This is a genomic window from Acidovorax sp. FG48, assembly GCF_057809085.1.
This window is the reverse complement of the sequence record NZ_JBMDJH010000011.1, coordinates 76,504-102,410: the sequence shown is the minus strand read 5'-3', so window position 1 is coordinate 102,410 and position 25,907 is coordinate 76,504. Positions and strand designations below refer to the sequence as shown.

The 25,907-nt window shown below is 64.9% G+C and carries 23 protein-coding genes; 9 read left to right on the top strand and 14 right to left on the bottom strand.

Features of this window, described 5'->3' with window-relative positions; genetic code table 11:
• Positions 1 to 2 precede the first annotated feature (2 nt).
• The 3 genes from ACODSU_RS16385 to hemC are packed head-to-tail and all read right to left on the bottom strand — an operon-like array spanning position 3 to position 2,891.
• A complete protein-coding gene (locus ACODSU_RS16385; protein WP_488843221.1) occupies positions 3 to 1,133 on the bottom strand; it encodes a uroporphyrinogen-III C-methyltransferase in 1,131 nt (376 codons plus the stop codon).
• The gene (locus ACODSU_RS16380; RefSeq protein WP_488843219.1) at positions 1,130 to 1,957 is read right to left on the bottom strand and encodes a uroporphyrinogen-III synthase; all 828 of its coding nucleotides are present in this window, start codon (positions 1,955 to 1,957) and stop codon (positions 1,130 to 1,132) included. The genes ACODSU_RS16385 and ACODSU_RS16380 overlap by 4 nt, the downstream gene beginning before the upstream one ends.
• A 1-nt stretch (position 1,958) precedes the next feature.
• On the bottom strand, positions 1,959 to 2,891 hold the full coding sequence (gene hemC / locus ACODSU_RS16375) for a hydroxymethylbilane synthase (RefSeq protein WP_488843217.1): 933 nt from the start codon (positions 2,889 to 2,891) through the stop codon (positions 1,959 to 1,961).
• Between the two features lie 128 nt (positions 2,892 to 3,019).
• Between hemC and ppc the strand changes: the two genes are divergently transcribed.
• Positions 3,020 to 5,809: a phosphoenolpyruvate carboxylase gene (gene ppc / locus ACODSU_RS16370; protein ID WP_488843215.1), complete on the top strand. Its 2,790-nt coding sequence runs from the start codon at positions 3,020 to 3,022 to the stop codon at positions 5,807 to 5,809.
• A gap of 208 nt (positions 5,810 to 6,017) precedes the next feature.
• Here ppc and ACODSU_RS16365 read toward each other — a convergent pair whose 3' ends face one another.
• The 3 genes from ACODSU_RS16365 to ACODSU_RS16355 all read right to left on the bottom strand — a co-directional run bounded on the left by ACODSU_RS16365 (position 6,018) and on the right by ACODSU_RS16355 (position 9,228).
• Positions 6,018 to 6,311, bottom strand: coding sequence for a DUF4148 domain-containing protein (locus ACODSU_RS16365; protein ID WP_108498094.1), 294 nt, complete (start codon positions 6,309 to 6,311; stop codon positions 6,018 to 6,020).
• A gap of 344 nt (positions 6,312 to 6,655) precedes the next feature.
• Positions 6,656 to 7,753 carry an AI-2E family transporter gene (locus ACODSU_RS16360; RefSeq protein ID WP_015015325.1) on the bottom strand — a complete coding sequence of 366 codons (1,098 nt, stop codon included), beginning with the start codon at positions 7,751 to 7,753 and terminating at the stop codon, positions 6,656 to 6,658.
• Positions 7,754 to 7,986: 233 nt separating this feature from the next.
• The gene (locus ACODSU_RS16355) at positions 7,987 to 9,228 is read right to left on the bottom strand and encodes a spherulation-specific family 4 protein (protein WP_488843213.1); all 1,242 of its coding nucleotides are present in this window, start codon (positions 9,226 to 9,228) and stop codon (positions 7,987 to 7,989) included.
• A 140-nt stretch (positions 9,229 to 9,368) separates the two neighbouring features.
• On the opposite strand from ACODSU_RS16355, the gene ACODSU_RS16350 reads away from it, so the two are divergent.
• Positions 9,369 to 10,103, top strand: a complete 735-nt coding sequence (locus ACODSU_RS16350) for a hypothetical protein (RefSeq protein ID WP_488843211.1) — start codon at positions 9,369 to 9,371, stop codon at positions 10,101 to 10,103.
• A complete protein-coding gene (locus ACODSU_RS16345) occupies positions 10,100 to 10,681 on the top strand; it encodes a FlgO family outer membrane protein (RefSeq protein WP_488843209.1) in 582 nt (193 codons plus the stop codon). Before ACODSU_RS16350 ends, ACODSU_RS16345 begins: the two co-directional genes overlap by 4 nt.
• Before the next feature lie 176 nt (positions 10,682 to 10,857).
• Here ACODSU_RS16345 and flhC read toward each other — a convergent pair whose 3' ends face one another.
• The 5 genes from flhC to ACODSU_RS16320 all read right to left on the bottom strand — a co-directional run bounded on the left by flhC (position 10,858) and on the right by ACODSU_RS16320 (position 15,334).
• Positions 10,858 to 11,418, bottom strand: a complete 561-nt coding sequence (gene flhC / locus ACODSU_RS16340; RefSeq protein ID WP_309822649.1) for a flagellar transcriptional regulator FlhC — start codon at positions 11,416 to 11,418, stop codon at positions 10,858 to 10,860.
• A gap of 47 nt (positions 11,419 to 11,465) precedes the next feature.
• Complete coding sequence (flhD, locus tag ACODSU_RS16335) at positions 11,466 to 11,792, bottom strand: flagellar transcriptional regulator FlhD (protein ID WP_015015270.1); 327 nt, start codon at positions 11,790 to 11,792, stop codon at positions 11,466 to 11,468.
• Between the two features lie 327 nt (positions 11,793 to 12,119).
• On the bottom strand, positions 12,120 to 13,025 hold the full coding sequence (locus ACODSU_RS16330) for a sulfurtransferase (RefSeq protein ID WP_488843206.1): 906 nt from the start codon (positions 13,023 to 13,025) through the stop codon (positions 12,120 to 12,122).
• A gap of 102 nt (positions 13,026 to 13,127) precedes the next feature.
• Positions 13,128 to 14,039: a DMT family transporter gene (locus ACODSU_RS16325; protein WP_015015268.1), complete on the bottom strand. Its 912-nt coding sequence runs from the start codon at positions 14,037 to 14,039 to the stop codon at positions 13,128 to 13,130.
• A gap of 140 nt (positions 14,040 to 14,179) precedes the next feature.
• Positions 14,180 to 15,334: an aromatic ring-hydroxylating oxygenase subunit alpha gene (locus ACODSU_RS16320; RefSeq protein ID WP_209818879.1), complete on the bottom strand. Its 1,155-nt coding sequence runs from the start codon at positions 15,332 to 15,334 to the stop codon at positions 14,180 to 14,182.
• 276 nt (positions 15,335 to 15,610) lie between these two features.
• Between ACODSU_RS16320 and xseB the strand changes: the two genes are divergently transcribed.
• The 4 genes from xseB (at position 15,611) to ACODSU_RS16300 (ending at position 20,139) form a co-directional block, all read left to right on the top strand.
• Positions 15,611 to 15,853 carry an exodeoxyribonuclease VII small subunit gene (gene xseB / locus ACODSU_RS16315; RefSeq protein WP_488805239.1) on the top strand — a complete coding sequence of 81 codons (243 nt, stop codon included), beginning with the start codon at positions 15,611 to 15,613 and terminating at the stop codon, positions 15,851 to 15,853.
• Positions 15,850 to 16,824 carry a polyprenyl synthetase family protein gene (locus ACODSU_RS16310; RefSeq protein ID WP_488843204.1) on the top strand — a complete coding sequence of 325 codons (975 nt, stop codon included), beginning with the start codon at positions 15,850 to 15,852 and terminating at the stop codon, positions 16,822 to 16,824. Before xseB ends, ACODSU_RS16310 begins: the two co-directional genes overlap by 4 nt.
• A gap of 91 nt (positions 16,825 to 16,915) precedes the next feature.
• A complete protein-coding gene (dxs, locus tag ACODSU_RS16305; RefSeq protein WP_488843202.1) occupies positions 16,916 to 18,811 on the top strand; it encodes a 1-deoxy-D-xylulose-5-phosphate synthase in 1,896 nt (631 codons plus the stop codon).
• A 245-nt stretch (positions 18,812 to 19,056) separates the two neighbouring features.
• A complete protein-coding gene (locus ACODSU_RS16300; RefSeq protein ID WP_015015263.1) occupies positions 19,057 to 20,139 on the top strand; it encodes a TRAP transporter substrate-binding protein in 1,083 nt (360 codons plus the stop codon).
• A 473-nt stretch (positions 20,140 to 20,612) separates the two neighbouring features.
• Here ACODSU_RS16300 and ACODSU_RS16295 read toward each other — a convergent pair whose 3' ends face one another.
• From ACODSU_RS16295 to ACODSU_RS16285, 3 genes are all read right to left on the bottom strand, one after another.
• Positions 20,613 to 22,400 (bottom strand): TRAP transporter large permease, encoded by a 1,788-nt coding sequence (locus ACODSU_RS16295; protein ID WP_488843200.1) that lies wholly within the window; start codon positions 22,398 to 22,400, stop codon positions 20,613 to 20,615.
• 14 nt (positions 22,401 to 22,414) lie between these two features.
• Positions 22,415 to 23,035 (bottom strand): TRAP transporter small permease subunit, encoded by a 621-nt coding sequence (locus ACODSU_RS16290; protein WP_043565607.1) that lies wholly within the window; start codon positions 23,033 to 23,035, stop codon positions 22,415 to 22,417.
• A 182-nt stretch (positions 23,036 to 23,217) separates the two neighbouring features.
• The gene (locus ACODSU_RS16285) at positions 23,218 to 24,345 is read right to left on the bottom strand and encodes a substrate-binding domain-containing protein (protein ID WP_343736008.1); all 1,128 of its coding nucleotides are present in this window, start codon (positions 24,343 to 24,345) and stop codon (positions 23,218 to 23,220) included.
• 63 nt (positions 24,346 to 24,408) lie between these two features.
• Here ACODSU_RS16285 and ACODSU_RS16280 point away from each other — a divergent pair, with 63 nt between their 5' ends.
• Both ACODSU_RS16280 and ACODSU_RS16275 read left to right on the top strand, forming a co-directional pair.
• The gene (locus ACODSU_RS16280; RefSeq protein WP_488843197.1) at positions 24,409 to 25,146 is read left to right on the top strand and encodes an ABC transporter permease; all 738 of its coding nucleotides are present in this window, start codon (positions 24,409 to 24,411) and stop codon (positions 25,144 to 25,146) included.
• The gene (locus tag ACODSU_RS16275) at positions 25,143 to 25,871 is read left to right on the top strand and encodes an ABC transporter ATP-binding protein (RefSeq protein ID WP_488843195.1); all 729 of its coding nucleotides are present in this window, start codon (positions 25,143 to 25,145) and stop codon (positions 25,869 to 25,871) included. The genes ACODSU_RS16280 and ACODSU_RS16275 overlap by 4 nt, the downstream gene beginning before the upstream one ends.
• Positions 25,872 to 25,907: the final 36 nt, after the last annotated feature.

Below are 25,907 nucleotides of genomic sequence, written 5' to 3'. Positions count from 1 at the left end.
TGTCAACGTCCGGCAGCGGCAGTGGCCAGGGCCGCCAGGGTTTCGTCCAGGCGCGGCAGTTCGGCCGCCTTCATGCTGGCCTGGGCCTGCTGCAGGGTCGAAGCCACGTTCTGCGTGCGGCGCGATGCGGGGTCGAAATATTTGTTGAGGGCTGCGGTGGCCGCCGCCAGGTCCGAACGGGCGGACTCGAACTGCCGGGCCAGGATGCCCAGGCGCGCGTTGAGCAGCTTGAACTTGAGGTTTTCGCGCAGGAAGAAGGTCTGCTCGGGGGCCAGCAAGATGGCCTCGGGCTGGTCGATGCGGCTCACGCGCACCAGGCTGCGGGCCTCGTCGCGCACCACCTCCCAGCTGCGCTGCAGGGCCGCCTGCCACCACGCCAGGCCCTCAGTGGGTGCGGGGGCGCTGCCGGGCATTGCGGGGCCGGTGGACAGGCGCTTGGTCGAGGCAGCCTGGGCCACGGCATTGAGCACGGGCAAATCGTCCACCTGGCGCACCAGCTCGTCCAGGCGGGCCAGCAGGCCGGCGGTGTCGGTCACGGTGGCGCGGATCAGGCGGTCCAGGTCGCGGCCGATGGCGCGTTGCACAGGGGCCAGGCGGGGTTGGGCAGAGCGCTCGATGCGCTGGTTGGCGCTTTTGAGGGCAGCCACCAGGGGCTCCAGGCTGCCGGTCAGCTGGGCCTGCTGTTGCGCCAGACGGATGGCCGACTCAATGTCCACCACCAGGTTTTCATCGCGCGAGCGCGACAGGCTTTGCATGAGTTCTTCGAGCTGGCTGCGCTGCAGGGCGACTTCGCTCACGCGGGCCTCGGCCACCGACAGGCGTGCGGCCGTGTCGCGCACCAGTTCTTCGGCTTGGCGGGCCATGGTACGGGCCTCGATGGCCAGGGCGCCCGAGTCGGCGGACTGCCGGGCCAGTTGTTCCTGGATGGCGCTGAGCTTTTGCCACAGCAGGCCGCTGCTGACCAGTGCAGCCACCGCCACGGTGCCCAGCAGCAAGGTCATGGCGCCGCTCCGGCCGGTGGCGGCGGGGGTAGCGGCCGAGGGGGCCGGGCTCACTGCCGGCGCGCCCACGGCGGCAGCCACAGGGGCTGGAGGGGGCGTGGAGGGCAGATCGTCAGGGGGCGCAGAACTCATGCGGCCGATTCTATCGAGGCCACCACGTCTTCCAGCGCCGGACGGCATTCCCGCACGGTGCCAAAGCCCGCTGCGCGAGCCGCTTCGGCGATGCGCGGGTGGGTGGCCAGCGCATGGGCAGCGCCCCAGTGCTGGCCCGGCAGGGCCTCGGCCAGGTGGGCCACCGCCTCGGAGCTGCTCAGCAGCCAGACGGAGCCATCGCGCGCCGCCTGTTGCGCCAGCGCCACCTCTTGTGCCGTGAAGTGGGGGGCGCCGCGTTGGTAGGCCACCACAAACTCCACCTGGCCACCCCGCGCCTCGATCTGCTGGGCCAGCCACTCGCGGCCGTTGCCCTGGGGTGATTCGTGTGCGCCCTCGGGCGTGGCGGAGCGGCCGCGCACGATCAGCACGCGGTCGCCGGGCTGCACCTGGGGGGCCACCTGCTGCCACAGTGCCTCCGAGTCGAACTGGGGCGCGTCGGGCGCAGGCCCGTCGATGGCGCTGCGCGGTACGCCCGCCTGCTCCAGCGCGCGGGCTGTGCCCGGACCGGGTGCCCATACTCTTGTTTTTGTAGCTGCCAAGGCTTGAATATCTAGCGCTACAGGGCGTTTTGGCTCAAAGAAGTGCACCACGGCATTGCCGCTGACGAACATCAGGGCGCGGTAGGTGCCGATATCGGCGCGGGCCGTGTCCAGCGCCTGCTGCATGGCGGTGTCCGTGCAGGGGCCAATCGCAATCAGGGGCAGCGCCACAGCCTGTATACCGTGTGCGCCCAGTTGCGCCACCCAGTGCGTCGCTTCGCGGGCAGGGCGTGTGACGATCACCCGGGGCGCTGAGGTGCCCATCTCAGGCCGGGGTGATGCCGCGCGCACCCCCAGCACGCAGGCGCTGCGCAATCGCGTCGCCCAGGGCTTCTGCCTGCGCCAGCGTGGTGACCGGGGCGGAGGCCTGGGCGCGCACCAGCGGGGCTTTGTCCTCGGGGTCGCCCCAGGCGGCGTCCAGCTGCAGCACGCCCTGGGTGAAGGTGCCGTGCGCTGCCAGGGGCATCGAGCAGCTGCCGCCCATGGCGCGGCTCACAGCGCGTTCGGCGGCCACGGTCAGCCAGGTGGTCTGGTGCGCCAGCGGCGCCAGCGCGTCAATCAGGTCTTGCCGGTCGCTGCGCACCTCGATGCCCAGCGCGCCCTGGCCTGCAGCGGGCAGCATCGCATTGGGTTCGAAGGTGGTGCGGATCCGGGCTTCCAGCCCCAGGCGCTTCAGGCCCGCGGCGGCCAGCACGATCGCGTCGTACTGGCCTTCATCCAGCTTGCGAAGGCGGGTGTCGAGGTTGCCGCGCAAGGGCTGGATCTTCAGGTCGGGCCGCAGGGCCTGCAGCAGCACCTGGCGGCGCAGGCTCGATGTGCCCACCACGGCACCCTGCGGCAGCGCGTCCAGGTTCTCATAGCGGGGGGAGACAAAGGCATCGCGCGGGTCTTCACGCTCCATCACGCAGGCCAGGGCAAAGCCCTCGGGCAGCTCCATGGGCACGTCCTTGAGCGAATGGACGGCAATGTGGGCACGCCCTTCTTCCAGTGCCACTTCCAGCTCTTTCACAAACAGGCCCTTGCCACCCACCTTGCTGAGGGACTTGTCCAGAATCTGGTCGCCCTTGGTGGTCATGCCCAGCAATTGCACGCTGTGGCCCCGGGCTTCGAGCAGCGCTTTGACATGCTCGGCCTGCCACAGTGCAAGGCGACTTTCGCGCGTGGCGATGACGATGGGATGCGTTGGCGAGGGGCTCAAGTTCGTAACCTGTTTGTAATTATTCAGCGGCGCAGGATGCTAGCATGCGCCCGCACTGGGGCTGGTGCGGCCTGCGGCCATGCGGGCTCCACGCGCCAGGCCATCCCACCCATCCCGGAGACTCCCGCATGAAACGATCCGACAAGGACCAGCCCCTGATTGACGACATCCGCCTGCTGGGCCGCATTCTGGGAGACGTGATCCGTGAACAGGAGGGGGTGGAGGCCTACGAGCTGGTCGAGCAGGTGCGCAAGCTCTCTGTGGCCTTCCGCCGCGACGCCGACCAGGAGGCCGACCGCGCGCTCAAGAAGCTGCTCAAGTCCCTGTCGGGCGACCAGACGGTGAGCGTGATCCGCGCCTTCACCTACTTCAGCCACCTGGCCAACCTGGCCGAAGACCGCCACCATATCCGCCGCCGCGCCGTGCATGAGCGTGCGGGCGATACGCAGGAGGGCAGCATCGAGGTCGCCCTCTCGCGCCTGCGCTGGGCCGGCATCGCGCCCAAGACCATTTCGCAAACGCTGGCCGGTAGCTATGTGGCGCCCGTGCTGACCGCCCACCCTACCGAAGTGCAGCGCAAGAGCATTCTGGACGCCGAGCGCGACATCGCCCAGTTGCTCGCCACGCGCGACGACATCCAGGTGCGCGCCCAGCTCTACAACAGTGCCAAGGATGCGCTCACCCCGCGCGAGCTGGCCGCCAACGAAGCCCTGCTGCGTGCCCGCGTGGCCCAGCTGTGGCAGACGCGCCTGCTGCGCTACAGCAAGCTCACCGTGGCCGACGAAATCGAAAACGCGCTGTCGTATTACGAAGCCACCTTTCTGCGCGAGATCCCCAAGATCTACGCGGACCTGGAAAACGAGCTGGGCCAGTACCCGGTGCACAGCTTCTTGCGCATGGGCCAGTGGATTGGTGGGGACCGCGACGGCAACCCCAATGTGACGGCGCAAACCCTGCAATACGCCCTGAGCCGCCAGGCCGAAGTGGCCCTGCGCCACTACCTGACCGAGGTGCACTACCTGGGCGGCGAGCTGTCGCTGTCGGCCCGCCTGGTGCAGGTGTCGGCCGAGATGGAGGCCCTGGCCCAGCGCTCGCCCGACACCAACGAGCACCGCGTGGACGAGCCCTATCGCCGCGCGCTCACTGGCATCTATGCGCGCCTGGCAGCATCGCTGAAAGACCTGACCGGTGGCGAAGCCGCGCGCCATGCTGTAGCGCCACAAAACGCCTACGCCAGCGCCGAAGAGTTCCTGGCCGACCTGCGCGTGATCGAAGCGTCACTGAAGTCCCACCACGGCGAAGCGCTGGCCGCAGAGCGCCTGCACCCGCTGATCCGCGCCGTGCAGGTGTTTGGCTTTCACCTGGCCACGGTGGACTTGCGCCAGAGCTCCGACAAACACGAAGAAGTGGTGGCCGAGCTGCTGGCCAAGGCGCGCATCGAACCCAACTACGCCAGCCTGCAAGAAGCCGCCAAGCGCGCCCTGTTGATCAAGCTGCTGAACGACGCGCGCCCCCTGCGCGTGGTGGGTGCCGAATACTCTGCCCATGCAAAGGGCGAGCTGGCCATCTTCGAAACCGCCCGCGTCATGCGCGAGCGCTTCGGCCACGAAGCCATCCGCCACTACATCATCAGCCACACCGAAACCGTGAGCGACCTGCTGGAAGTGCTGCTGCTGCAAAAGGAAGTGGGCCTGATGAATGGCACCTTGGACACTGAGTCCAAGAACCACCTCATCGTGGTGCCGCTGTTCGAAACGATCGAAGACCTGCGCAATGCCGCGCCCATCATGCGCGAGTTCTACGCACTGCCCGGCGTGGCTGCCCTGGTGCAGCGCAGCGGTGGCGAGCAGGACATCATGCTCGGCTACAGCGACAGCAACAAAGACGGCGGCATCTTCACCAGCAACTGGGAGCTGTACCGCGCCGAGATCGCTCTGGTCGAACTCTTCGACGAACTCGCCACCAGCCACGGCATTCAGCTGCGCATGTTCCACGGCCGGGGCGGCACCGTGGGCCGGGGCGGCGGCCCCAGCTACCAGGCCATCCTGGCGCAACCGCCCGGCACCGTGCGCGGCCAGATCCGCCTGACCGAGCAGGGCGAGGTCATCGCCTCCAAATACGCCAACCCCGAGATCGGCCGCCGCAACCTCGAAACCCTGGTGGCCGCCACGCTCGAAGCCACGCTGCTGCAGCCCACCAAGCCCGCCACCAAGGCGTTTCTGGACGCCGCCGCCCAGCTCTCGCTGGCCAGCATGGGCAGCTACCGCGCGCTGGTGTACGAGACGCCCGGTTTTACCGACTACTTCTTCAACTCCACCCCCATCCGCGAGATTGCCGAACTCAACATCGGCTCCCGCCCCGCCAGCCGCAAGGCCAGCCAGAAGATCGAAGACCTGCGCGCCATCCCCTGGGGCTTCAGCTGGGGCCAGTGCCGCCTCACGCTGCCCGGCTGGTACGGCTTTGGCTCGGCGGTAGACGCCTTTGTGAACACCGAGGGCAGAGACCCCAAGACCCAGCTCGCCCTGCTGCAAAAGATGTACCGCCAGTGGCCGTTCTTCCGCACCCTGCTGTCCAACATGGACATGGTGCTGGCCAAGAGCGACCTGGCCCTGGCCTCGCGCTACAGCGAACTCGTCACCGACGCCCGCTTGCGCAAAAAGGTGTTCACCAGCATTGAGGCCGAGTGGCACCGCACGGCCGACGCGCTCACCCGCATCACGGGCGACAAGCAGCGCCTGACGCACAACGCGGCGCTGGCGCGGTCCATCAAGCACCGTTTCCCCTACATCGATCCGCTGCACCACTTGCAGGTCGAGCTGGTGCGCCGCTGGCGTGCAGGGCAGGGCGACGAGCGGGTGCAGACCGGGATTCACATCTCCATCAACGGGATTGCGGCGGGGCTGCGCAATACGGGCTGATCGAACCGCAAAGCAGTCCAGTCTTCGCCTCTGGACCTGCTGCCTGCGCGGCGCGATCCCATAACAAAAAGGGCTCCCCATGGGAGCCCCGTTTGTTTGGCCAGTGCGAGAGCGTGTGTCTAAAACACCTCCCATGGCAGCAGCACCCGCACCGCGCGAAGTGCCACCACCATGGGAAGTCCCGCAACTGCGTCAATCGGTCATGCGATTACATCGCGCTGAATTCGCCCGAAGGGATCTGGCCGGTGCGCACAGCTTCAGCAGCCTGGGCACGTACGGCAGCACGGTCGGCGGTGGACTTGTAAGTCACCACACGCGAGCCAGCAGGCTCGATGCTGCGTGTTTGCGCCACGGTAGCGGCTTCGGCAGCCACTTCAGCGCGGGTGCGGTTCGTGTCGAACTTCAGGGCGAATTGCGAGCCATCGGCTTCGTCCGCATGGGCGCCAAAAGCGGCGAAAGCGGCAACAGCAGCGACGGAGAGGAAACGGGCGGTCTTGTTCATGATGAAAATCCTTGAAAGTTAAAAAGCGTCTCAAAAAAGCCGGGTCAAAAACCATTCCTGAACCGGGTTCGGTGAGTCGCCTTGCGGGTTCGGCTCATCGATGGGATGAACTGTACGCCGACGTTGTTCAGGGAAAAACCACGCAGTCGCGAACTAACTGTTCCAGTATTGGAAACAATCACCAAGAACGGTGGGAGGGCTTTGATGCGCCCTGATATTCAGCAATGTTTGGCGCTGCATCTCTGGGGCAAAGCCAGAGACTGCTCTTGCAGCAGGCGCAAAGACACTCGCCGCGCGAGCCGCCAGAGACGGCATGCGTGGCAGCTGCCGCGTTGCTTGGGGGCTCAGTCGCCCAGCAATTCGCCCACGGCCTTCAGGTCTTCCACCCGGTCGCACACGGCCTTCACGGCCATCATCACCGGGATGCCCAGCAGCAGGCCCCACAGGCCCCACAGCCAGCCCCAGGCCAGCACGCTGATGAACACGGCCACGGGGCTCATGCTGCTGGTGCGGCTGGTCAGCCACGGAGTAAGCAGGTTGCCGATCAGCGTGTGGATGACCAGCGAGGCACCGCCAATGGCCATGGCCATGTCGAGCGTGCCGAACTGCAAGAACGCCACCAGGGCCGAGGCCCCTGTGACCAGGGCCGAGCCGATGTACGGCGCGAGGTTGAGCACCGCGGCCACCACGCCCCACACGGCCGCGTTTTCCAGACCCAGTGCCCAATAGGCCGCGCCAGTGGCCAGGCCGACAAGTACGCTGGTGAACACCTGCAGCAGCAGATAACGCTGTATCTGCTGCGTGATGTCCTGCAGCACATGGATGGTGACCTTGCGCCGCTCCAGGCTGGTGCCCGCAATGCGCAGCAGCTTGTCACGAAACAGGTTGCCCGAGGCGAGGGCAAAGTAGGTCAGAAACACCACCACCATCAGCTGCCCCAGGGCCGACATCAGGCCCATGGTGCCGCTCCATAGGTAGTCGCGGATGTTGAAAGGTGGGCGCTCCACGATCACCCGCTGCACGCCCCGGCGGGGCGCTGTGGTGGCGGTGCTATTTTCGTTGGCGGCCTGCTCGATCTGGGTGGCCGCCTTCTGCACGGTGTCCAGCGGGCTGCTGCCACCCGCGCGCGCCTTGAGGTTGTCGCGCACCTTTTTGGCGGCGACGGGTACCGAGTCCACCAGTTGCGCCGCCCCGTCACTGAGCGACCAGGCCGTGCTGGCCAGCCCGGCAACGATGGCCACCAGCAACACCCCCGCCCCCAGCGCCCGCGGCACATGCCACCTGGCCATCATCTCCACGGCAGGCCGCAGCGCAATGGTCAGCAGCAGGCTCAGCATGATCGGGATGAACACTGCACTGGCCCAGTGCAGCAGCGCCACGCTGGCGAACAGTGCCAGCAAGGCGAGCGAGAGGTTACGCACGTCCACGGGCATGTGGAGCATGAGGGGCGCTGCGTGGGGCGCTGGGTCGACTGCCGGGCAGGGGGCTGCAGCAGCAGGGGCGTTGGAGTCCTCAGGGAGAGCAGCGTCCCTCACCTGCGCAGCTGTTGCTTGACCCTCCCCATGGGGGGATTCCGGGGAGTGCGTGGTGGTGGGCTCAGTCGTCATGCGCCGATTGTGGGGGAGCCTTTAGAAAAAGCATGTAGGCGTTCAGCGCTTGGCAGGGCCCCCGGCCTTCAGCACAGTGGCAACGTGCGCTGCTTGTTGAGGGCGTCCACCGTGCCCAGCAACTGTGGCCAATAGGTGGGCAGGGCTGACCAGGGAGCGCCGATGGCGAGGTTGGTGGCGTAGACCATGCCTGTGTTCAGGCGTGGGCGGTTCGCATTCTTCACGGCCGCCTGCATTTCCGTGCAGGTGCTGGCCGAGTGCACCAGCATGGCCTGTGCAGTGTTGGCCTTGGCATAGACCCAGGTGCTTGACGGTTGGGGGTCCACGTTCTGGTAGGCGGCTGCATTGCCTGCGTAAGTCACCAGCGTATCGGCGACCGCTGCATAGGCAGTGACAGGGTACGTACCCGGATTTCCGATGACAAGAGGCTTCGAGGGCGCAGTCGCTTTGGCACTCATGCCTGAGGTTAATCCCTTAATGTAGCTGTAGATTTCCTGAAAGTAGGCTAGGCGTGTACTGTCGGTCGACATGCTATCCACAAAGAACCCGTCCAGTTGACCGGGGTACAGGCGAACATAGCTATCCACTGTGGTTTTGATGTCGGCCACGGAGCGAATCCCTGTAGTGGAAGCAGTGGCTACGTAGCCAAGGACCATATTGTTGGTACCTGGTGCGGCTTTGAAAGCCTTGATGGCTTTGGTCAGATCAGTATCCTCTTTGCTGGCCGACGTCAGAATGCCGCCCGAGCTGCTGGCGACGACAGCGATCGGGACCTCTGGGTAGCTTGCAGCCCCGCTCGTGAGTGTGATCCAGGGCGACGATGTACCTGCCGCTGTGAAATATGCGGGAACCAATACCTGCATTGGCTCATGTTTTGAGCGCACGTAATAGGTCAGCCGATCGGTCGCGGTGTTTGCACTGCTGGTCGCTGTTGCTGTTACCTGAAATGTGGCAGTAGCAGGGAGGCTGCTTACGGTAAGCGTAGTACTTGCTATGCCTGCTGTGGCGGACGGTGCCACAGGTGCCAACGTTCCTGCTGCACTGGGGTTTACGCTAAATGTAGCCACAGTTCCATCTGGAGCCCGGTTGCCATTGACGAATACGTTTACCGAGAGGGATTCGGTCGCATTGGGTTCAAGCACGTTGTTAGCCGGTTGTACGAAATCGAGACCTATGGGCGCGGTGGGAGGAGGAGGTGGTGGTGGCGGTGGCGGTGGTGCGGCCGTGTCTGCCCCACCACCGCAGCCAGCGAGCGCGGCGGTTAAGGCCAGCAGGGCCGCGAGGCGGTATGTCGTGTTCGTGGTATGCATGTTCTTCCGAGGATTGTTGGGTGTTAGGCTATTGTGAGTGCTTGTAGTGCGGTCACCAAGCGCGGAAATCGTGGCTTAAGGTGGGGAAAGACGGCTTTGTTGTGCCGATCACGGATGGCTGGCGCCACTAACATGGCTCCATGCGATCCTCCTTCCTGCGCATTTCGACCGTTGTGCCGTTGCTGGCCGCAACGTTGCTGGCTGGCTGCGGCACCCTGGACGTGCCGCGTGCCGACAACTATCCCGCCACCGGCCAGAAAAAGGCCCGTGCCGTGCACCATTGGGATGTGCTGGCTGGCGATGTGGCTGCACGCGTTGCCGAGAAGATCGCGTCCTGGCCTGCAGGCGAGTACCCCATTCACGTGATGGTGGCAGACAAATCCAGCTTCAACGCGGGTTTCCTCAAACTGCTGACAGTGCATTTGTTGAACCGCGGCGTGGTCCTCTCCACCGTCCCCACGGCGGTGGAACTGGAGGTGGAGACCCAGGTGGTTCAGCACCAGGCTGGCGTACCGCCCAACTTTCCTGTCCCGATCGCAGGGACCCTCATCGGGACCGGCGTGGGGGTGTGGCGTGACTGGAAGGTGCACTATTCGGACCGCACTTTGCTGCCAGGCGTGGCGACAGCCTTGGGGGTCGGGGCCGGTCTCGCATTGGACATGGCCCATCTGTACACGCAGGGTGCTGCAGCGGGCGGACCCACGCGGACGGAAGTTCTGATCACCACCACGCTCAAGACCCGTGACCGGTACTTGGCGGGCTCTGCAGACCTGTATTACATCGAGCGGGAAGATGCTGCGCTGTACCAGCCACAGGTCCCGGTGCCTGCGCCTGCACCCACCCCCGTAAAAACTTGGCAGGTGGTTGCGCCATGACGCGCCGTTTACAACCCGGCAAGCTCAAGTCCATGTGGTGCCTGGGCATGGTCGCTGTGTCGGCCCTGGCGCTGCAGGGCTGCACGACCAACCCGGTCCACAGCTACTACTACGGCAGCAGTGCGGGCGGCATGTCGCGCACCGACCTGATTGAGGTCAACGAGCGGGCGACAGATGCCTTGCTGCTCAGCGTGCCGTTGGATGCGAGCCAGCCGGTGTTGGTGGCCACCTTGGTGAATGTGGACCGGCTCAACGAGTCGTCGCGGCTGGGGCGCATCTTTTCGGAGCAGATCGCGGGGCGCATGGTGCAGCGCGGCCTGCGCGTGACGGAGGTGAAGCTGCGCGACAACCTGGTGCTGCACCGCGAACAGGGCGAGCTGTTGCTGTCGCGCGAGGTGCGGGAAGTCAGCCGGGCGCAGAACGCACAGGCCGTGGTGGTGGGCACGTACGCGGTATCGGCCTCGGTGGTGTACATCAGCCTCAAGCTGGTGAACCCGGTGGGCAACCAGGTGATTGCGGCGCACAACTACGCGGTGCCTGCGGACGAGAACGTGCGCACCTTGCTTGCGGGGCGTTGATGGGTGGCTCGGCGTTCTGCCTTGCACCACCTTCCATCGGCAGACAGCAGACAGCAGACAGCAGAAAGCACAAAGGCCCCGAAGAGGGCCTTGTTTTTTGCTATCTAATTGATAGCTATCGTGGCAATATTCACTAGCGCATCGGGCGCTTTGGGTTCAAAAATAACGCCCAGGTGTCAATGCAGCATCAACGCGCCGGCGGTCTTGCTCTTGCCAGCACGGGCAGGTGGGTTGCACAGGCCGCAGGTGAAGTGGCGGTTCTCGTACAGCTCGGTCACGAACTGGCCGCTGCACTGGCTGCACTTGGTGCGGGTCAACATGCCGGCGTCCACAAATTTCACCAGGCGCCAGGCGCGGGTGAAGGACAGCAGGGGCTCGATCTCGGCCGTGGCGACTTGTTCGTTGTACAGGCGGTAGGCCTTGGTCAGCAGTTCCACCGAGTCCAGGTCCACGCCCTTGGACAGGTATTCGTAGATGTTCAGGAACAGCGAGCTGTGGATGTTCTCTTGCCAGGTCAGGAACCAGTCGGTGGAGAAGGGCAGCTGGCCTTTGGAGGGCGACTTGCCGGCGATCTCCTTGTACAGGCGGATCAGGCGTTCATACGACAGCGTGGTCTCGGACTCCAGCACCTGCATGCGGGCGCCCATCTGGATCAGCATGGCGGCGCGTTCGATCTGCTTGGATTCGTTCAGAACGCTTTTGGCAGGGGCTTTGGCGGCGGTGGCGGTGGAGGACATGGCGGGCTTTCGGTGAGAACGGGGCAACTACGCTGCGGGCAACTGCTTCAGAGCACTTCCGACACGCGGCTGGCCATCAGGATGTTGGCGTGCAGGGTGTTGGTGGCGTCGTTGCCCACCTTCTTGGCCGAGTGGTTGGTCAGCAAGCTCCACACCAGGTTGTCGTCCACACGGAAGCTGCAAAGTAGCGTGTTGCGGGAGGCCAGTTTCATCACTTGCGCAGCCGACAGCGAAGCGAGAATATCGGCAGACTCTTCGTTCATGCCCAGACGGAAAACTGCTTCGGCCTTGTCCTGACGGATCAGGGTTTGGGCCAGCATCAGGTAGGTGAGGTTGGCTTCGCGGATTTCAGCGAGGATTTGTTCGTTGGTCATGGCGGCTTCCTTTTTTCCATTACTGGGTCTTGCGTTGCCTGCTGACTGCAGGTTTTGCGTGATCCGTTGAAATGGATTGTGAAACCGCCCCAATCAGAAATTAAGTCGGGGTTTGGCTGTGCTGCGTGTCTGGTTTCGCGGTGAGCTGTGTAGGAATTTGCCCTACAAGCAGATCAGGCGTCTGCTGGCTTTCAAGAGGGGTGCATCTGCTGCACTGGCAGGCACCGAGCCCCGAATTCTGCTCATGGTTTTGATAGCGCCTGCAAAACCATCTTTTTTGCGCTTTTGCAACCTGCGGCGTTCGTTAGGCGCCGCAGTCAGCGCTGTTCAGCCTTTTTCGACTGGGCGAGTTGGGTCTGAACACCATTCGCTCCAGCTGCCCGCGAACAGTGCGGTGTGCCCCAGGCCGGCAATCTCCATGGCCAGTAGATTGGGCACCGCGCTCACGCCGCTGCCGCACTGGTGCACCACGGTTGCAGGATTGCGGCCTGCCAACAAGGCGTCGAACTCTGCGCGCAGTGTGGCTGCGGGTTTGAAGCGGCCATCGGCTCCGATGTTTTCGGCAAACGGTCGGTTGAGTGCGCCCGGAATGTGGCCGGCCACCGGGTCCAGCGGCTCCACCTCGCCCCGGTAGCGGGCACCGGCGCGGGCGTCGATCACGGTCTGGTCATTGGGGCGTTGCAGACGGGCCAGGACATCGCTGGCCGTGGCCAGTTGGCGCAAGGGCTCGTTCAGTGCAAAGTGGGACTGGAAGTGCGAGGGCTCTTCGCCGCTGTTGACTGCGCCCCCTGCGGCCTGCCAGGCCTGTAGCCCGCCGTCGAGCACGGCCACGGCGTCATGGCCCGCCCACTTGAGCATCCACCACAGGCGACCGCAGTAGTTGGCGCCCTGCCGGTCGTAGACCACGGCCTGCATGTTGTTGGCAAAACCCACGCTGGACAGCCACATGGCAAAACGTTCGCGGCTGGGCAGCGGGTGGCGGCCGCCCGATGCGGGCTGGTCGGCCTCCTGCGCCGTCACAGTGCCGGTGGCGCCGGGCGCGCCGTGTTTGGCGCTCAGGTCGTTGTCCAGGTTGGCATACACGGCGCCGGGGATATGGGCCTGTGCATATTGCTGCGCGCCGGCGGTCGGTTGCATGAGTTCGAAGCTGCAGTCAAACACCATCAACGGCGCACCGCTGGCGATGAGGGCTTGCAAATCGGGGGCGGAGATGAGCGTGGTGTAGGTGGTCATCGGCAGATCAGGTGCAAAGCAACCGGTAGGACGGGGAGGCCTCCATTGTGGCCATCCCGATAGGCTTTGTCCTCGCCAGCGCGCATGGGTTTTTTGTATCGGTCAGTGTTCTTCGGCCGGTGCGCCGGGTGCAGCCCGGGCCCGCAAGATGGTGGCCACAATGCCGCTGCCCACGATGAGGACCATGCCGATCCAGCCGATGGGCGGAATCTTGTCGCCAAACAGCGCCACGCTGTAGATGCCCGCAAACACGATGCCTGAATACTGCAGGTTGGCCACCACCAGCGTGCCGCGCTGGGTCTTGGCGCTGGCATAGGCGCGCGTCATGCACAGCTGCCCGCCCGCCGCCAGCACGCCGATGGGCAGCAGCCACAGCGCTTGCCAGCCCGGCCAGTCCGACATGCCGGTGAACAACATGGCCACGCCGCCCGCGACTGCAGAGCCCACCGCAAAGTAGAAGACGGTGCGCGATTCGGGCTCGCCCAGGCGCGACAGCGCCACTACCTGCATGTAGGCAAAGGCGGCCGACAGGCCAGACATCAGGCCGATCATCCCGGCAAAAGCTTGGTTCTGGTCCAGGCTGGGGCGCAGCATCAGCACCACGCCCACGAAGCCGGTGAGCACCGTCAGCACCAGCGGGCCTTGCAGGGCGGGCCGGGGCGTGGCGGCAGAGGGCCGCCAGGCCAGCAACGTGCCGCCGACCAGGAAGGCCGCGATCCACACGCTGCTCATGTAGTTGAGCGTCATGGCGGTGGCCAGCGGCAGGTGCGCAATGGCGTAGAACCACGCACCCAGCGACGCCACCCCCACCAGGCTGCGCCAGGCGTGCATGCCGGGGTACCGCGTGGCGAGCGTCACGTTTTGTGAGCGTGACAGCAGCCAGAGGATGAACATGCCGATCAGCCCCCGGTAACACACCAGCTCCGCCGAGTTGAAGAAGTCCGAGGCGATCTTGACGCACACACCCATGCTGGCAAAAAGGAACGCGGCCAACACCATCCAAAGGGCTTGCATCGGGTTGTGATCTCTTGAGGGGCGCCGTGAAGCGCACAAATGAAAATAGCTGCCAGCGCTTATTTTTTAAGCACTGGCAGCTATTGTAATGAGAGCAAGCCCAGGCGGGCCTGCAGATTGGCGGGGTTTTGCCTCTGTATTCAGCGTTTTGCCGCAGCCGGGTCGATGGTGCCGCTCCCCATGGCCTCGCGGTACCACTCGTGGAAGTGCTGCATGCCATCTTCCATGGGGCTCTGGTAAGGGCCCACTTCGTTGTCGCCGCGCGCGAGCAGGGCCTTGCGGCCGGCATCCATGCGCTCGCCGATTTCGTCGTCCTCGATGCAGGTCTCCATGTAGGCGGCCTTCTGTGCCTCGACGAATTCACGCTCGAACGCGGCGATTTCCTCGGGGTAGTAGAACTCCACCATGTTCAGCGTCTTGGTCGGGCTGATGGGGTGCAGCGTGGATACGGTGAGCACATGCGGGTACCACTCGATCATGATGTGCGGGTACAGCGTGAGCCAGATGGCGCCGTACTTCGGCGGCTTGCCTTCGCGGTAGTCCAGCAGCGCCTTGTGCCAGCGCTCGTACACCGGGCTGCCTGCCTTGCCCAGGCGGTTGGCCACGCCCACGGTCTGCACCGAATAGTTCTTGCCAAACTCCCAGCGCAAGTCGTCACAGGTAACGAATTGCCCCAAGCCCGGGTGAAACGGGCCGACGTGGTAGTCCTCCAGATAGACCTCGATGAAGGTCTTCCAGTTGTAGTTGCACTCGTGCAGCTCCACGTGGTCGAGCACGTAGCCATCAAAGTCCAGGTCGGCGCGGGGTCCCATCTCGGCCAGATCGGCAGCTACGTCATAGCCGTTGTCTTCAAACAGAAGACCGTTCCACTCGCGCAGCTGGTAGTTGTTGAGGTTCAGGCACGGGTCGTGCGCGAAGTGTGGCGCGCCCAGCAACTCGCCCTTGGGGTTGTACGTCCAGCGGTGCAAAGGGCACACGATGTTGCCGCCCGCGCTGCCCTTTTGCTGGGTGTTCAGCGATCCCTTGCCCTTGAGCATGACCGCTTGCCGATGGCGGCACACGTTGGAGATCAGCTCGATGCCGCCCTGGGCGTTGCGCACCAGGGCGCGGCCCTCGCCCTCCTGGGGCAGTGCGTAGTAATCGCCCGCGTGGGGCACAGCCAATTGATGCCCCACGTAGCGGGGCCCGCGCTGGAAGATGGTCTCCAGCTCGCGCTGGAACAGCGCATTGTCAAAGTAGCTCGAAACTGGTAGTTGGCTTGCGGCCTGCTGCAGTTGAAGACTTAAATCAGACATGGGTGACCTGACCTAAAGACTCCCCACAGAGAGAGTGCGGGAGGTGCGCCGGCGAAGGCGCATCTGGAAAAAGAAAACCGGCTAGGGTGGGTAGCCGGCTCGACGGGAATGGGATTATAGGCGGTGGGGTTATTCCCGCACCCCCGCTACGTGAATAGGAAACACCGGTTCCATCAAAAATAGAGGCCTCCCACGGATCGGCCGCTGTCCGACACGGGCGTCACAGCGCTGCGCCTAAAATCACCGGTTTTTCACCCGCGCACTGCCGCACCCTCCATGCCCAAGGCCCCCGCAACCCCTGCTTCTCCTGCCGAACCTGCCAGCTACGAGGCGGCCCTGGAGGAGCTGGAGCAACTCGTGGCCCGTATCGAATCGGGCCAGCTGCCGCTGGACCAGATGCTGGCGGGCTACCAGCGCGGCGCCACCCTGCTGGCGTTTTGCCGCCACCGGCTCGACGCCGTGCAGGACCAGATCAAGGTGCTGGACGACGGCCAGCTGCAACCATGGAACCAGGAATGAGCGCATTGCCGATGACCTCCTCGACGGCGTTGAACCCGCCCCTGGACACGAATCTCTGGAGCCAGAATCACCTCGCCCGTGTGGAGCAGGCGCTGACCTTGTGGGTGGGCGACGGCGCCCCGGCAGGGCTGGGCGACGCCATGCGTTACGCCGTGCTGGATGGCGGCAAGCGCCTGCGGCCCCTGCTGGTTTTGGCCGCGTACGAGGCGGCACGCAGCGGTTCTTCGGATTCCGCCGCACCTGAGGGCGCGGCGGTTCATGCAGCCCTGGACGAAGCCGCACTGCGTGCAGCGTGCGCGGTGGAGCTGATCCACGCCTATTCGCTGGTCCACGACGACATGCCCTGCATGGACAACGATGTGCTGCGCCGTGGCAAGCCCACCGTGCATGTGCAGTTTGGCGAAGCCCAGGCCCTGCTGGCGGGCGACGCACTGCAGGCCTTCGCGTTTGAACTGCTGACCCCCGACAACACGTTGATCCCCGCCGCCACGCAGACGGCCCTGTGCAGGCTGCTCGCGCGGGCTGCAGGTTCGGCCGGCATGGCGGGTGGCCAGGCAATTGACCTGGCCAGCGTGGGCGTGGCGCTGACCGAGGCGCAGCTGCGCCAGATGCACCGCCTCAAGACGGGCGCCTTGCTCCAGGGCAGCGTGCTCATGGGGGCCCTGTGTGGCCATGCGGCGCCCGCTGCCTACCAGGCGCTGTCCGACTATGGCGCCGCCATGGGGCTGGCGTTTCAGGTGGTGGACGACATCTTGGACGTGGTGGCGGACTCGGCTACGCTGGGGAAAACGGCTGGCAAGGACGCGGCCGCAGACAAACCCACCTACGTCTCGTTGCTCGGTCTGGAACGTGCGCAGGCTTACGCGCAGGAGCTGCTGGCCGAGGCCCATGCAGCGCTGGGGCGCAGTGGCCTGCCCGACACCCGTGCCCTGGCAGCCCTTGCGGACATGGTCGTGCGCCGCTCGCACTGAACCCGGCCCTGGTCCTTGGCGACTCCATGAATGTCCAAATGCCTGCTAGTGCTTGAATCTCTTGCGCTGGTAGCTATCAAAAGAATAGTCAATGTCCACGACACCCTTTCCCTTGCTGCAGACCATCAATGACCCGGCAGACCTGCGTCGGCTCTCGCGCGCAGACCTCAAGGTGCTGGCGACCGAGTTGCGCGAGTTCGTGCTGCAGAGCGTATCGCAGACCGGTGGCCACCTCAGCTCCAACTTGGGCACGGTGGAGCTGACCGTGGCCTTGCACCATGTCTTCAACACCCCGGAAGACCGCCTGGTGTGGGACGTGGGCCACCAAACCTATCCGCACAAAATCCTGACCGGCCGCCGCGACCGCATGCACACGCTGCGCCAGCTGGGCGGTATATCGGGCTTTCCGCAGCGCGCCGAGAGCGCCTACGACACCTTTGGCACGGCGCATTCCAGCACCAGCATCTCGGCAGCCTTGGGCATGGCACTGGCCGCCAAGCGCAAGGGCGACAACCGCCATGCGGTGGCCATCATTGGTGATGGCGCGATGAGCGCCGGCATGGCGTTTGAGGCGCTCAACAACGCGGGCGTGGCCGACTGCAACCTGCTGGTGGTGCTGAACGACAACGACATGAGCATCAGCCCCCCTGTGGGCGCGCTCAACCGCTACCTTGCGCAGCTGATGAGCGGGCAGTTCTATGCCGCCGCCAAGAATGTGGGCAAAACCGTGCTGCGCCCGGTGCCGCCCCTGCTCGAATTTGCCAAGCGCTTCGAGCAGCAGGCCAAGGGCATGGTGGTCCCCGCCACGCTGTTCGAAAAATTCGGCTTTAACTACATCGGCCCCATCGACGGGCACGACCTCGATTCGCTGATCCCTACGCTGGAGAACATCAAGAGCCTGAAGGGCCCGCAGTTCCTGCACGTGGTCACCAAGAAGGGCCAGGGCTACAAGCTGGCCGAGGCCGACCCCGTGGCCTACCACGGCCCCGGCAAGTTCGACCCCAGCGTGGGCCTGACCAAGCCCGCCACGCCGCCCAAGCAGACGTTTACCCAGGTGTTTGGCCAGTGGTTGTGCGACATGGCAGCGCAAGACCCGCGCCTGGTGGGCATCACCCCGGCCATGCGCGAGGGCTCGGGCATGGTCGAGTTTGAAAAGCGCTTTCCCGATCGCTACTACGACGTGGGCATTGCCGAGCAGCATGCCGTCACATTTGCCGCAGGCATGGCCTGCGAAGGCGTGAAGCCGATCGTGGCCATCTACTCCACCTTCTTGCAGCGCGGCTACGACCAGTTGATTCACGACGTGGCCCTGCAGAACCTGCCCGTGGTGTTTGCGCTGGACCGTGCGGGCCTGGTGGGCGCTGACGGTGCCACGCATGCAGGCGCTTACGACATCCCGTTCGTGCGCTGCATTCCGAACATGAGCATGGCCTGTCCCGCCGACGAGCGCGAGTGCCGACAGTTGCTGAGTAGTGCGTTTGAGCAGGACCACCCCGTGGCCGTGCGCTACCCGCGCGGCAGCGGCGCAGGTGTGGCGCCGCTCGCAGCGCTCGACGGCCTGCCGTTCGGCAAGGGCGAGATCCGCCGCAAGCGCAAGGGCGAGGCCGACAGCAAGGCGCCCCGCATTGCCATCCTGGCATTTGGCACCTTGCTGTATCCCGCGCTCGAAGTGGGCGAGGCGATCGATGCCACCGTGGTCAACATGCGCTGGGCCAAGCCCATCGACGAAGCCTTGCTGCGCGAGGTGGCGGAGCGCCACGATGCGCTTGTGACGGTTGAAGAGGGCGCCATCATGGGTGGTGCGGGCAGTGCGGTGACCGAGGCGCTCAACGCCATGGGCATCGTGCGCCCCGTGCTGCAACTGGGGCTGCCCGATGTCTTCATCGAGCATGGCGACCCGGCCAAATTGCTGGCGTTGCAGGGGCTGGATGCGGCAGGTATTCGCGCATCGATTAGCGCCCGGTTTTTGCCTGGCAACGCGGGCTGAAACGGAGGTCGGCTGCGGTCATCGCCCCGCGCTGGCCGTGGGTGCCGTGAGGGTTTTCGCACTGCTGTCGCGCAGATGCTTGCAGAACCCTGAAGGTGTGTGTTGAGGCCGGAATTTCGCGGGAAAACCCGCAAAAGTCCTGGGGGTCATGTTCCTACAATGGTCCCGGCTGAAACATGTCCTTGGTGAGCCGTGCACAACGCGTGCGCACCAAGTTTTGCAATCAATATATCGGAGAGAACCTCATGGATCGTCGTTCAATCATCAAGCACGCTGGCATCGCCGGTGTGCTGGCTGCAGGCGCTGCGCCCGCCGTCCACGCCCAGGCTGCCATTCGCTGGCGTCTGGCCTCCAGCTTCCCCAAGTCGCTGGACACCATCTATGGCGGCGCTGATGTGTTCTCCAAGGCCGTCAAGGCCATGTCGGGCGGCAAGTTTGAAATCTCCGTGCACGCTGGTGGCGAGCTGATGCCTCCCTTCGGCGTGGTGGACGGCGTGCAGCAAGGCACCGTGGAAATGGCACACACCGTGCCTTACTACTTCTACGGCAAGAACCCCGCTTTCGCGCTGGGCTCGGCAGTGCCTTTCGGCTTCAATGCCCGCCAGATGAACGCCTGGATGCTGCACGGCAATGGCCGCAAGCTCATGAACGAGTTCTACGGCGGCTTCAACATGATCAGCTTTGCAGGTGGCAACACCGGCACGCAGATGGGTGGCTGGTTCCGCAAGGAAATCAAGTCGCCTGCCGACTTCAAGGGCATGAAGATGCGCCTGGGCGGCGGCCTGATCGGTGAAGTGATGCAGAAGCTGGGTGCAGTGCCCCAGAGCATCCCTGGCGGCGAAATCTACCAAGCCCTCGAAAAGGGCACGCTGGACGCTGCCGAGTGGGTGGGTCCTTACGACGACCAGAAGCTGGGCTTCAACAAGGTCGCTCCGTTCTACTACTATCCCGGCTGGTGGGAAGGTGGTCCTGAAGTGGACTTCTTCGTCAACCAGAAGGCGTTTGACGGCCTGTCGGCTGAGAACAAGGCCATCATCGAAGCCGCTACCAACGTGGCCCACGTGGACATGCTGGCCAAGTACGACGCGCTGAACCCCACCGCCCTGAAGCAGCTCGTGGCTGCCAAGACCAAGGTGCTGCCTTTCTCGCAAGCCGTGATGGACGCTTCGTTCAAGGCTTCGATGGAAGTGTTCGCCGAGAACGACGCCAAGAGCCCCGAGTGGAAGAAGATCTACGCCGACATGCGTGCCTTCCAGCGCGACCAGATCCTCTGGTTCCGCTTTGCCGAAGCCCGCTACGACACCTTCATGTCCGCACAGAAGATCTGATGGCCCCGCTGCGGCGCAAGCCGCAGGGCATGTCGATCAGAAAACCCGCCTGGTTCACCTGGCGGGTTTTTTTGCGTCTGGTGTATGGGGTTGGATGCTCGATCCCGAGGTGCTGCGGGGCAGGAGACGCTGCTGGGTCTCACGCGATATTCGGTCGGCTGGGGCTCAAGGTGTCGCCTCTGTTGCTGTGATCGGCACGTTTGCGCGATCGCTCGGTAGACGCTTGCCAGCGGGTTCAGTGGTCCGCTGAGGGCAACACCTCAAGGCGTAGCGGCCTGTGTGCTGTGAGACCGGTCGGATCAGCGTGAATTGGCTCCTTGGGTTGTGAGTAGGACGATGGGCCACCTGTTGGCAGCGTTGCCTTCGGCCACGCGCTGCGCGAGACACGCCCATGAAAAAAGCCCCGGCAGACGCTATCTGCCGGGGCTTCTTTTATCTCCAGGGCTGGTCAACAGCCCTGAGGGTTCATCCGATCACTTCTTCTCGTTGGCCATCGAGTCTTGCAGGGCCTTGAGCGGGTCGTCTGCAGCTGGGGCCGCAGCGTCGCCAGGGGCCGAGCTGGCGCCTTCCATGCCTGCGGTGGGGTCGGTGGCCTCGGGGGCTCCGGCCGCGTCGGGCATGGTGGCTTCCATTTCCATGCGGACCTTGTCCAAGTCGTAGACCTCGGCCTTGTCCAGGCCGCTGGAGACGATGCCAGGGAAGGCGATGATCAGGCCCACCATCATCAGCTGGATGACCAGGAACGGAATCGCACCCCAGTAGATCTGCGGTGTCGTCACCGGCGCAATCATCTTCTTGGTGACCTTGTCGAGGTACTCCTTCGCCGGGGCCACGCTGCGCAGGTAGAACAGCGCGAAGCCGAACGGTGGGTGCATGAACGAGGTCTGCATGTTCACGGCCAGCAGCACGCCGAACCAGATCAAGTCGATGCCCAGCTTGTTGGCCACCGGGGCCAGCAGGGGCACCACGATGAAGGACAGCTCAAAGAAGTCCAGGAAGAACGCCAGGAAGAACACCATGATGTTCACGACGATCAGGAAGCCCAACTGGCCACCGGGCAGGCCGGTCAGCAGGTGTTCCACCCACAGTGGGCCGTCCACGCCCTGGAAGGTCAGGCCGAACATGGTCGCGCCCACCAGAATGAACACCACAAAACACGACAGCTTGGTGGTGGTGGTGACTGCCTGCTTGAGCAGCGAGAAGCTCAGGCGACCACGGATGATGGCCATGATGCCCGCGCCCAGTGCGCCCATGGCGCCGCCTTCGGTGGGGGTTGCAACGCCCAGGAAGATGGTGCCCAGCACCAGGAAGATCAGCAGCAGCGGGGGGATCAGCACGAACGTCACGCGTTCTGCCGCCTTGGACAGCAGGCCCAGGCGGGTGATCTTGTTGACGCTGGCGACCACGAAGGCCAGGGCCACGCCAAAGCACATGGCCACGACGATGGTCTCGTCCAGCGCCACGCGTTCCACCGTCTCGCCCGACCACCAGGTGTGCAGGGCGGCCATGTTCTTGGCCACATACATCGAGGCGGCCACGCAGATGCCGGTCAGCACCAGCAGGGAGGTCACGCCACTCTTGCCGTTTTCGTCACGCAGCGTACGGGCTTCGGGCGGGATGGCAGGCACCCATTGGGGCTTGAAGATCGCCAGCAGAATGACGTAGCCTGCGTAGAAACCGGTGAGCATCAGGCCGGGCAGGAAGGCGCCCTTGTACATGTCGCCCACGCTGCGGCCCATCTGGTCGGCAATGATGATCAGCACCAGCGACGGCGGAATGATCTGCGCGAGTGTGCCGGAGGCCGCAATCACGCCCGCAGCCAGCCGGCGGTCATAGCCATAGCGCAGCATGATGGGCAGCGAGATCAGGCCCATCGAGATCACCGATGCAGCCACCACGCCCGTGGTGGCTGCCAGCAGCGCGCCCACGAAGATCACGGCCAGAGCCAGGCCACCGCGGATGGGGCCAAACAGCTGGCCAATGGTGTCCAGCAGGTCTTCCGCCATCCCGCTTCGCTCCAATATGAGCCCCATGAGCGTGAAGAATGGAATGGCCAGCAGGGTGTCGTTCTGCATGATGCCGAAGATGCGCAGCGGCACGGCTTGCAGCAGGGCTTCGGGCAGCACGTTGAGTTCGATGCCGATGAAGGCGAAGAACAGTCCGCAGGCGCCCAGGCTGAATGCGACGGGGAAGCCGACCAGCAAGAAGCAGATGAGCCCCGCGAACATGATCGGGGCGAGGTTGTGGGCAATAAATTCCATGGTGTGTGCTCCGCTCAGTGGGCCTCGGCCTTGTTCTTGCCATTGCCCTTGGCCGCTTCGGCCAGGTTGCGGATGGATTCAGCCAGTTCTTCCTCGGCCGTCTTTTCGACCTTCTTGACCGTCGGATCTTCGATCAGGCCTTGCAGGAAGCCCAGGCGCTTGATGAGTTCAGAGATGCCTTGCAGCCACAGCAGCGTGAAGCCCAGGGGCATCATCAGGTACACAGGCCAGCGGATCAGGCCGCCTGCGTTGTTGGACATTTCGCCCGATGCCAGGGCACGCGTGAAGAACGGAACCCCGTACCAGAGCACGGCCAGGCACATGGGCGTGAGGAAGACGATGTAGCCGAACACGTCGATCCAGATCTGCGTGCGCTTGGAAAATCGGCTCGAGATCACGTCCACCTTCACGTGCTCGCCCTGCAGCAGCGTGTAGCCAGCTGCCAGCAGGAACGACGCAGCAAACAGGTACCACTGCACTTCCAGGAAGGCGTTGGAACTGATGTTGAACGCCTTGCGCACCACGGCGTTCACGCCGCTGATGACCGTGGAGGCCAGGATCAGCCAGACCACGTACTTGCCGACCTGGGTGTTAAGCCAGTCGATCCCTCTTGATAACTTCAATAGAGCCTGCATGGTGTCTCCAATAAAAAGGCTGTGTGTGCGAGATACCCAGCCCCCGCGCGGGTAGGCACTGGGGCTGGGCATGCTTTGACGACGGCGCGATTCTACGGAGCACTGTAGGCGGAGTCTGACAGCAGCGTGACGGTGTTATCCCGCAGCGGCTGCTTATTCTTTAGCTATCAAAATTGCAGCAATTAGGGTTTCTTCCTAGGCGCTGAAGCGCGCTTTTTCCGCGCGAATTGCCACCATGGCAGCACGGTGCTCATGGCCAGCACCTCGCCGCAGTGCCAGGCGCTGTAGCCCGGCAGCGTGGCCATGTGCGCCAGCCACTCGGGGGTTTGCAGCAGGTTGCGCAGTGCCAGCGTGGCAGGCTGGTCCAGGCTGTCTTTCAGGCACGCCAGGTGGTAGCGCTCGTGCACCAGGGGGACAAAGTCCAGTCCCCGCGCGCGGGCAGCCAGCTCGATGCCCATGCCCACATCGGCCGCCCCTGCGGCCACGGCCTGGGCTATGGCGGTGTGGGAGGGTTCGTTGAGGGCGTAGCCCACGATGCTTTCTGGGTCCATGCCGGCTTGGGCCAGCAGGTCGTCCAGCAGCACTCGCGTGCCAGAGCCCAGCGGGCGGTTGATGAACCGGGCGCCGGTACGGGCCACATCGACCAGGCTGTGCAGGCCCAGCGGGTTGCCGGGCGCCACCATAAGCCCCTGGGTGCGCTGCGCAAAGCCAATGATCTTGTGCAGACCGGGCTGCAGCAGTGGCTGGTAGGTGCGTGCGGTGAGCGACTGTGCGGCCGCGTCGGCCACGGTGTGAAAACCCGCCAGGGTGCAGCGGCCCTCGTTCAGTGCACGGATGGCGTCCACGCTGCCAGTGAACCGGATGTCGAGGTGCAGGGCGCCCACATCGGTCTGCGTGGCGGCATGGGCGCGCAGCGCTGCCAGTGCGTCGTCGTGACTGGCATAAAGGGTGAGCACGTGGGCATTGGGGTCGAAGGCCACGGCGAATGCGCGCTCCAGGTCAGCGTGCAGCGCGGCTATCTGCGGCGCCAAGCGCGCCTGGGCCTGGCGTTCGGCCCACAGCAGCTTGCTGCCGAACTCGCTGAGCTGTGCCGACTGGCCCTTGCCCCAGATGATCAATTCGCCGCCCAGCTGGTCTTCCCAGCGCTTGAGGGCACCCCAGACATGGCGGTAGGACAGGTCCAGCGCGCGCGCGGCGCCTGAGATGGAGCCGCGCTCGGCCACGGCCTGCAGCAGCTCGGGCAGCGGGTTGCGGATGAGCGCAGTGCCCGCGTCCCGGCTGAGTGTGTAATGAAGTTGGACCCTATGCACGGGAGTTCATATCGCTGGATATTGGATGGGTGCCTACGATAGCCCAAACCGATCCTCTGGCCCATGTCCACCCTCACCGAAAGCGCGACCACAGCGCTTGAACTTACCCTCTCGTCCGACCCCGTCCTCTGGACCATCGTGGGCCGCTCCTTGTCCGTCAGCGCCACCGCCTGTGTGATGGCCTGTGGGGTGGGCCTGGTGCTGGGCGCGTGGCTGGGCGTCGCCCGCTTCGCAGGCCGTGGCGCCGTGCTGGCCTTGCTCAACACCTTGCTGGCTGTGCCGTCGGTGGTGGTGGGACTGGTGGTGTACCTGGTGCTGTCGCGCAGCGGGCCACTGGGCTCGCTGGGCTGGCTGTTCAGCTTCAAGGCCATGGTGCTGGCGCAGGCTATCTTGGTGCTGCCGGTGGTCACCGCGCTCACTCGCCAGACGGTGGAAGATGCCGAGCGCGCGCATGGCGAGCAGCTGCGCTCCATGGGCGCCGGCCCGCTGCTGCGCAGCCTGCTGCTGGCGTGGGACGAGCGCTATGCGCTGCTCACCGTACTGCTGGCATCGTTTGGCCGTGCCATCTCCGAGGTGGGCGCGGTGATGATCGTGGGCGGCAACATCGACGGCTTCACGCGGGTGATGACCACCGCCATCGCGCTGGAGACCAGCAAGGGCGACCTGCCGCTGGCGCTGGCGCTGGGCATGATCCTGCTGGCCGTGGTGCTGGCGCTGAATGTGCTGATTGCGTTGCTGCGGCGCTGGCGCGAGCGGGTGGATGGCGCGGCTTCCAGCACGCCGGTGGGGGTGGCCGCATGAGCGGACCGGTGCCAAACCCCTGGGTGGATCTGCGCCAGGTGACCGTGCGCTACGGCCGTGTGCAGGCGCTCGACCATGTCACGCTGCGCATCGCGCCCGGCGAGCGCGTGGCGCTGGTGGGCGCCAACGGCAGTGGCAAGAGCACCCTGCTGCGTGTGCTGCATGGCCTGGCCGACACGCATGGGGGGGGGCTGCAGTGCGATGCATCGCTGCGCCAGGCCATGCTGTTCCAGCGCCCGCACATGCTGCGCACCAGCGCCCAGAACAATGTGGCCCTGGCCCTGTGGCTGCGCGGCACCCGTTGGCGCGATGCGGGCCCGCTGGCCCTGACGGCCTTGCAGCGGGTGGGCCTGCAGGGCATTGCTGCGCAGAACGCGCGCACCCTGTCGGGCGGCCAGCAGCAGCGGGTGGCGCTGGCCCGCGCGTGGGCCCTGCGGCCCGACGTGCTGCTGCTGGACGAGCCCACCGCCAGCCTCGACCCCCACGCCAAGCGCGAGGTCGAGGCCCTGATGGCCGACTTTGCGGCCAGCCATGGCGCTGCGGGCCCAGCGCACCCCGTGACCATGGTGTTCAGCAGCCACAACCTGGGCCAGGTCAAGCGCCTGGCCAGCCGCGTGATCTACATGGAGCACGGCCGCCTGGTGGCGGACTTGCCGGTGCACGATTTTTTCAATGGCCCCTTGCCGGAGGCCGCCCGTTTGTTTGTCAAAGGAGAGCTGGTATGACGCGAATTGACCCCCACGCTTCCCACTTCGTGTGGT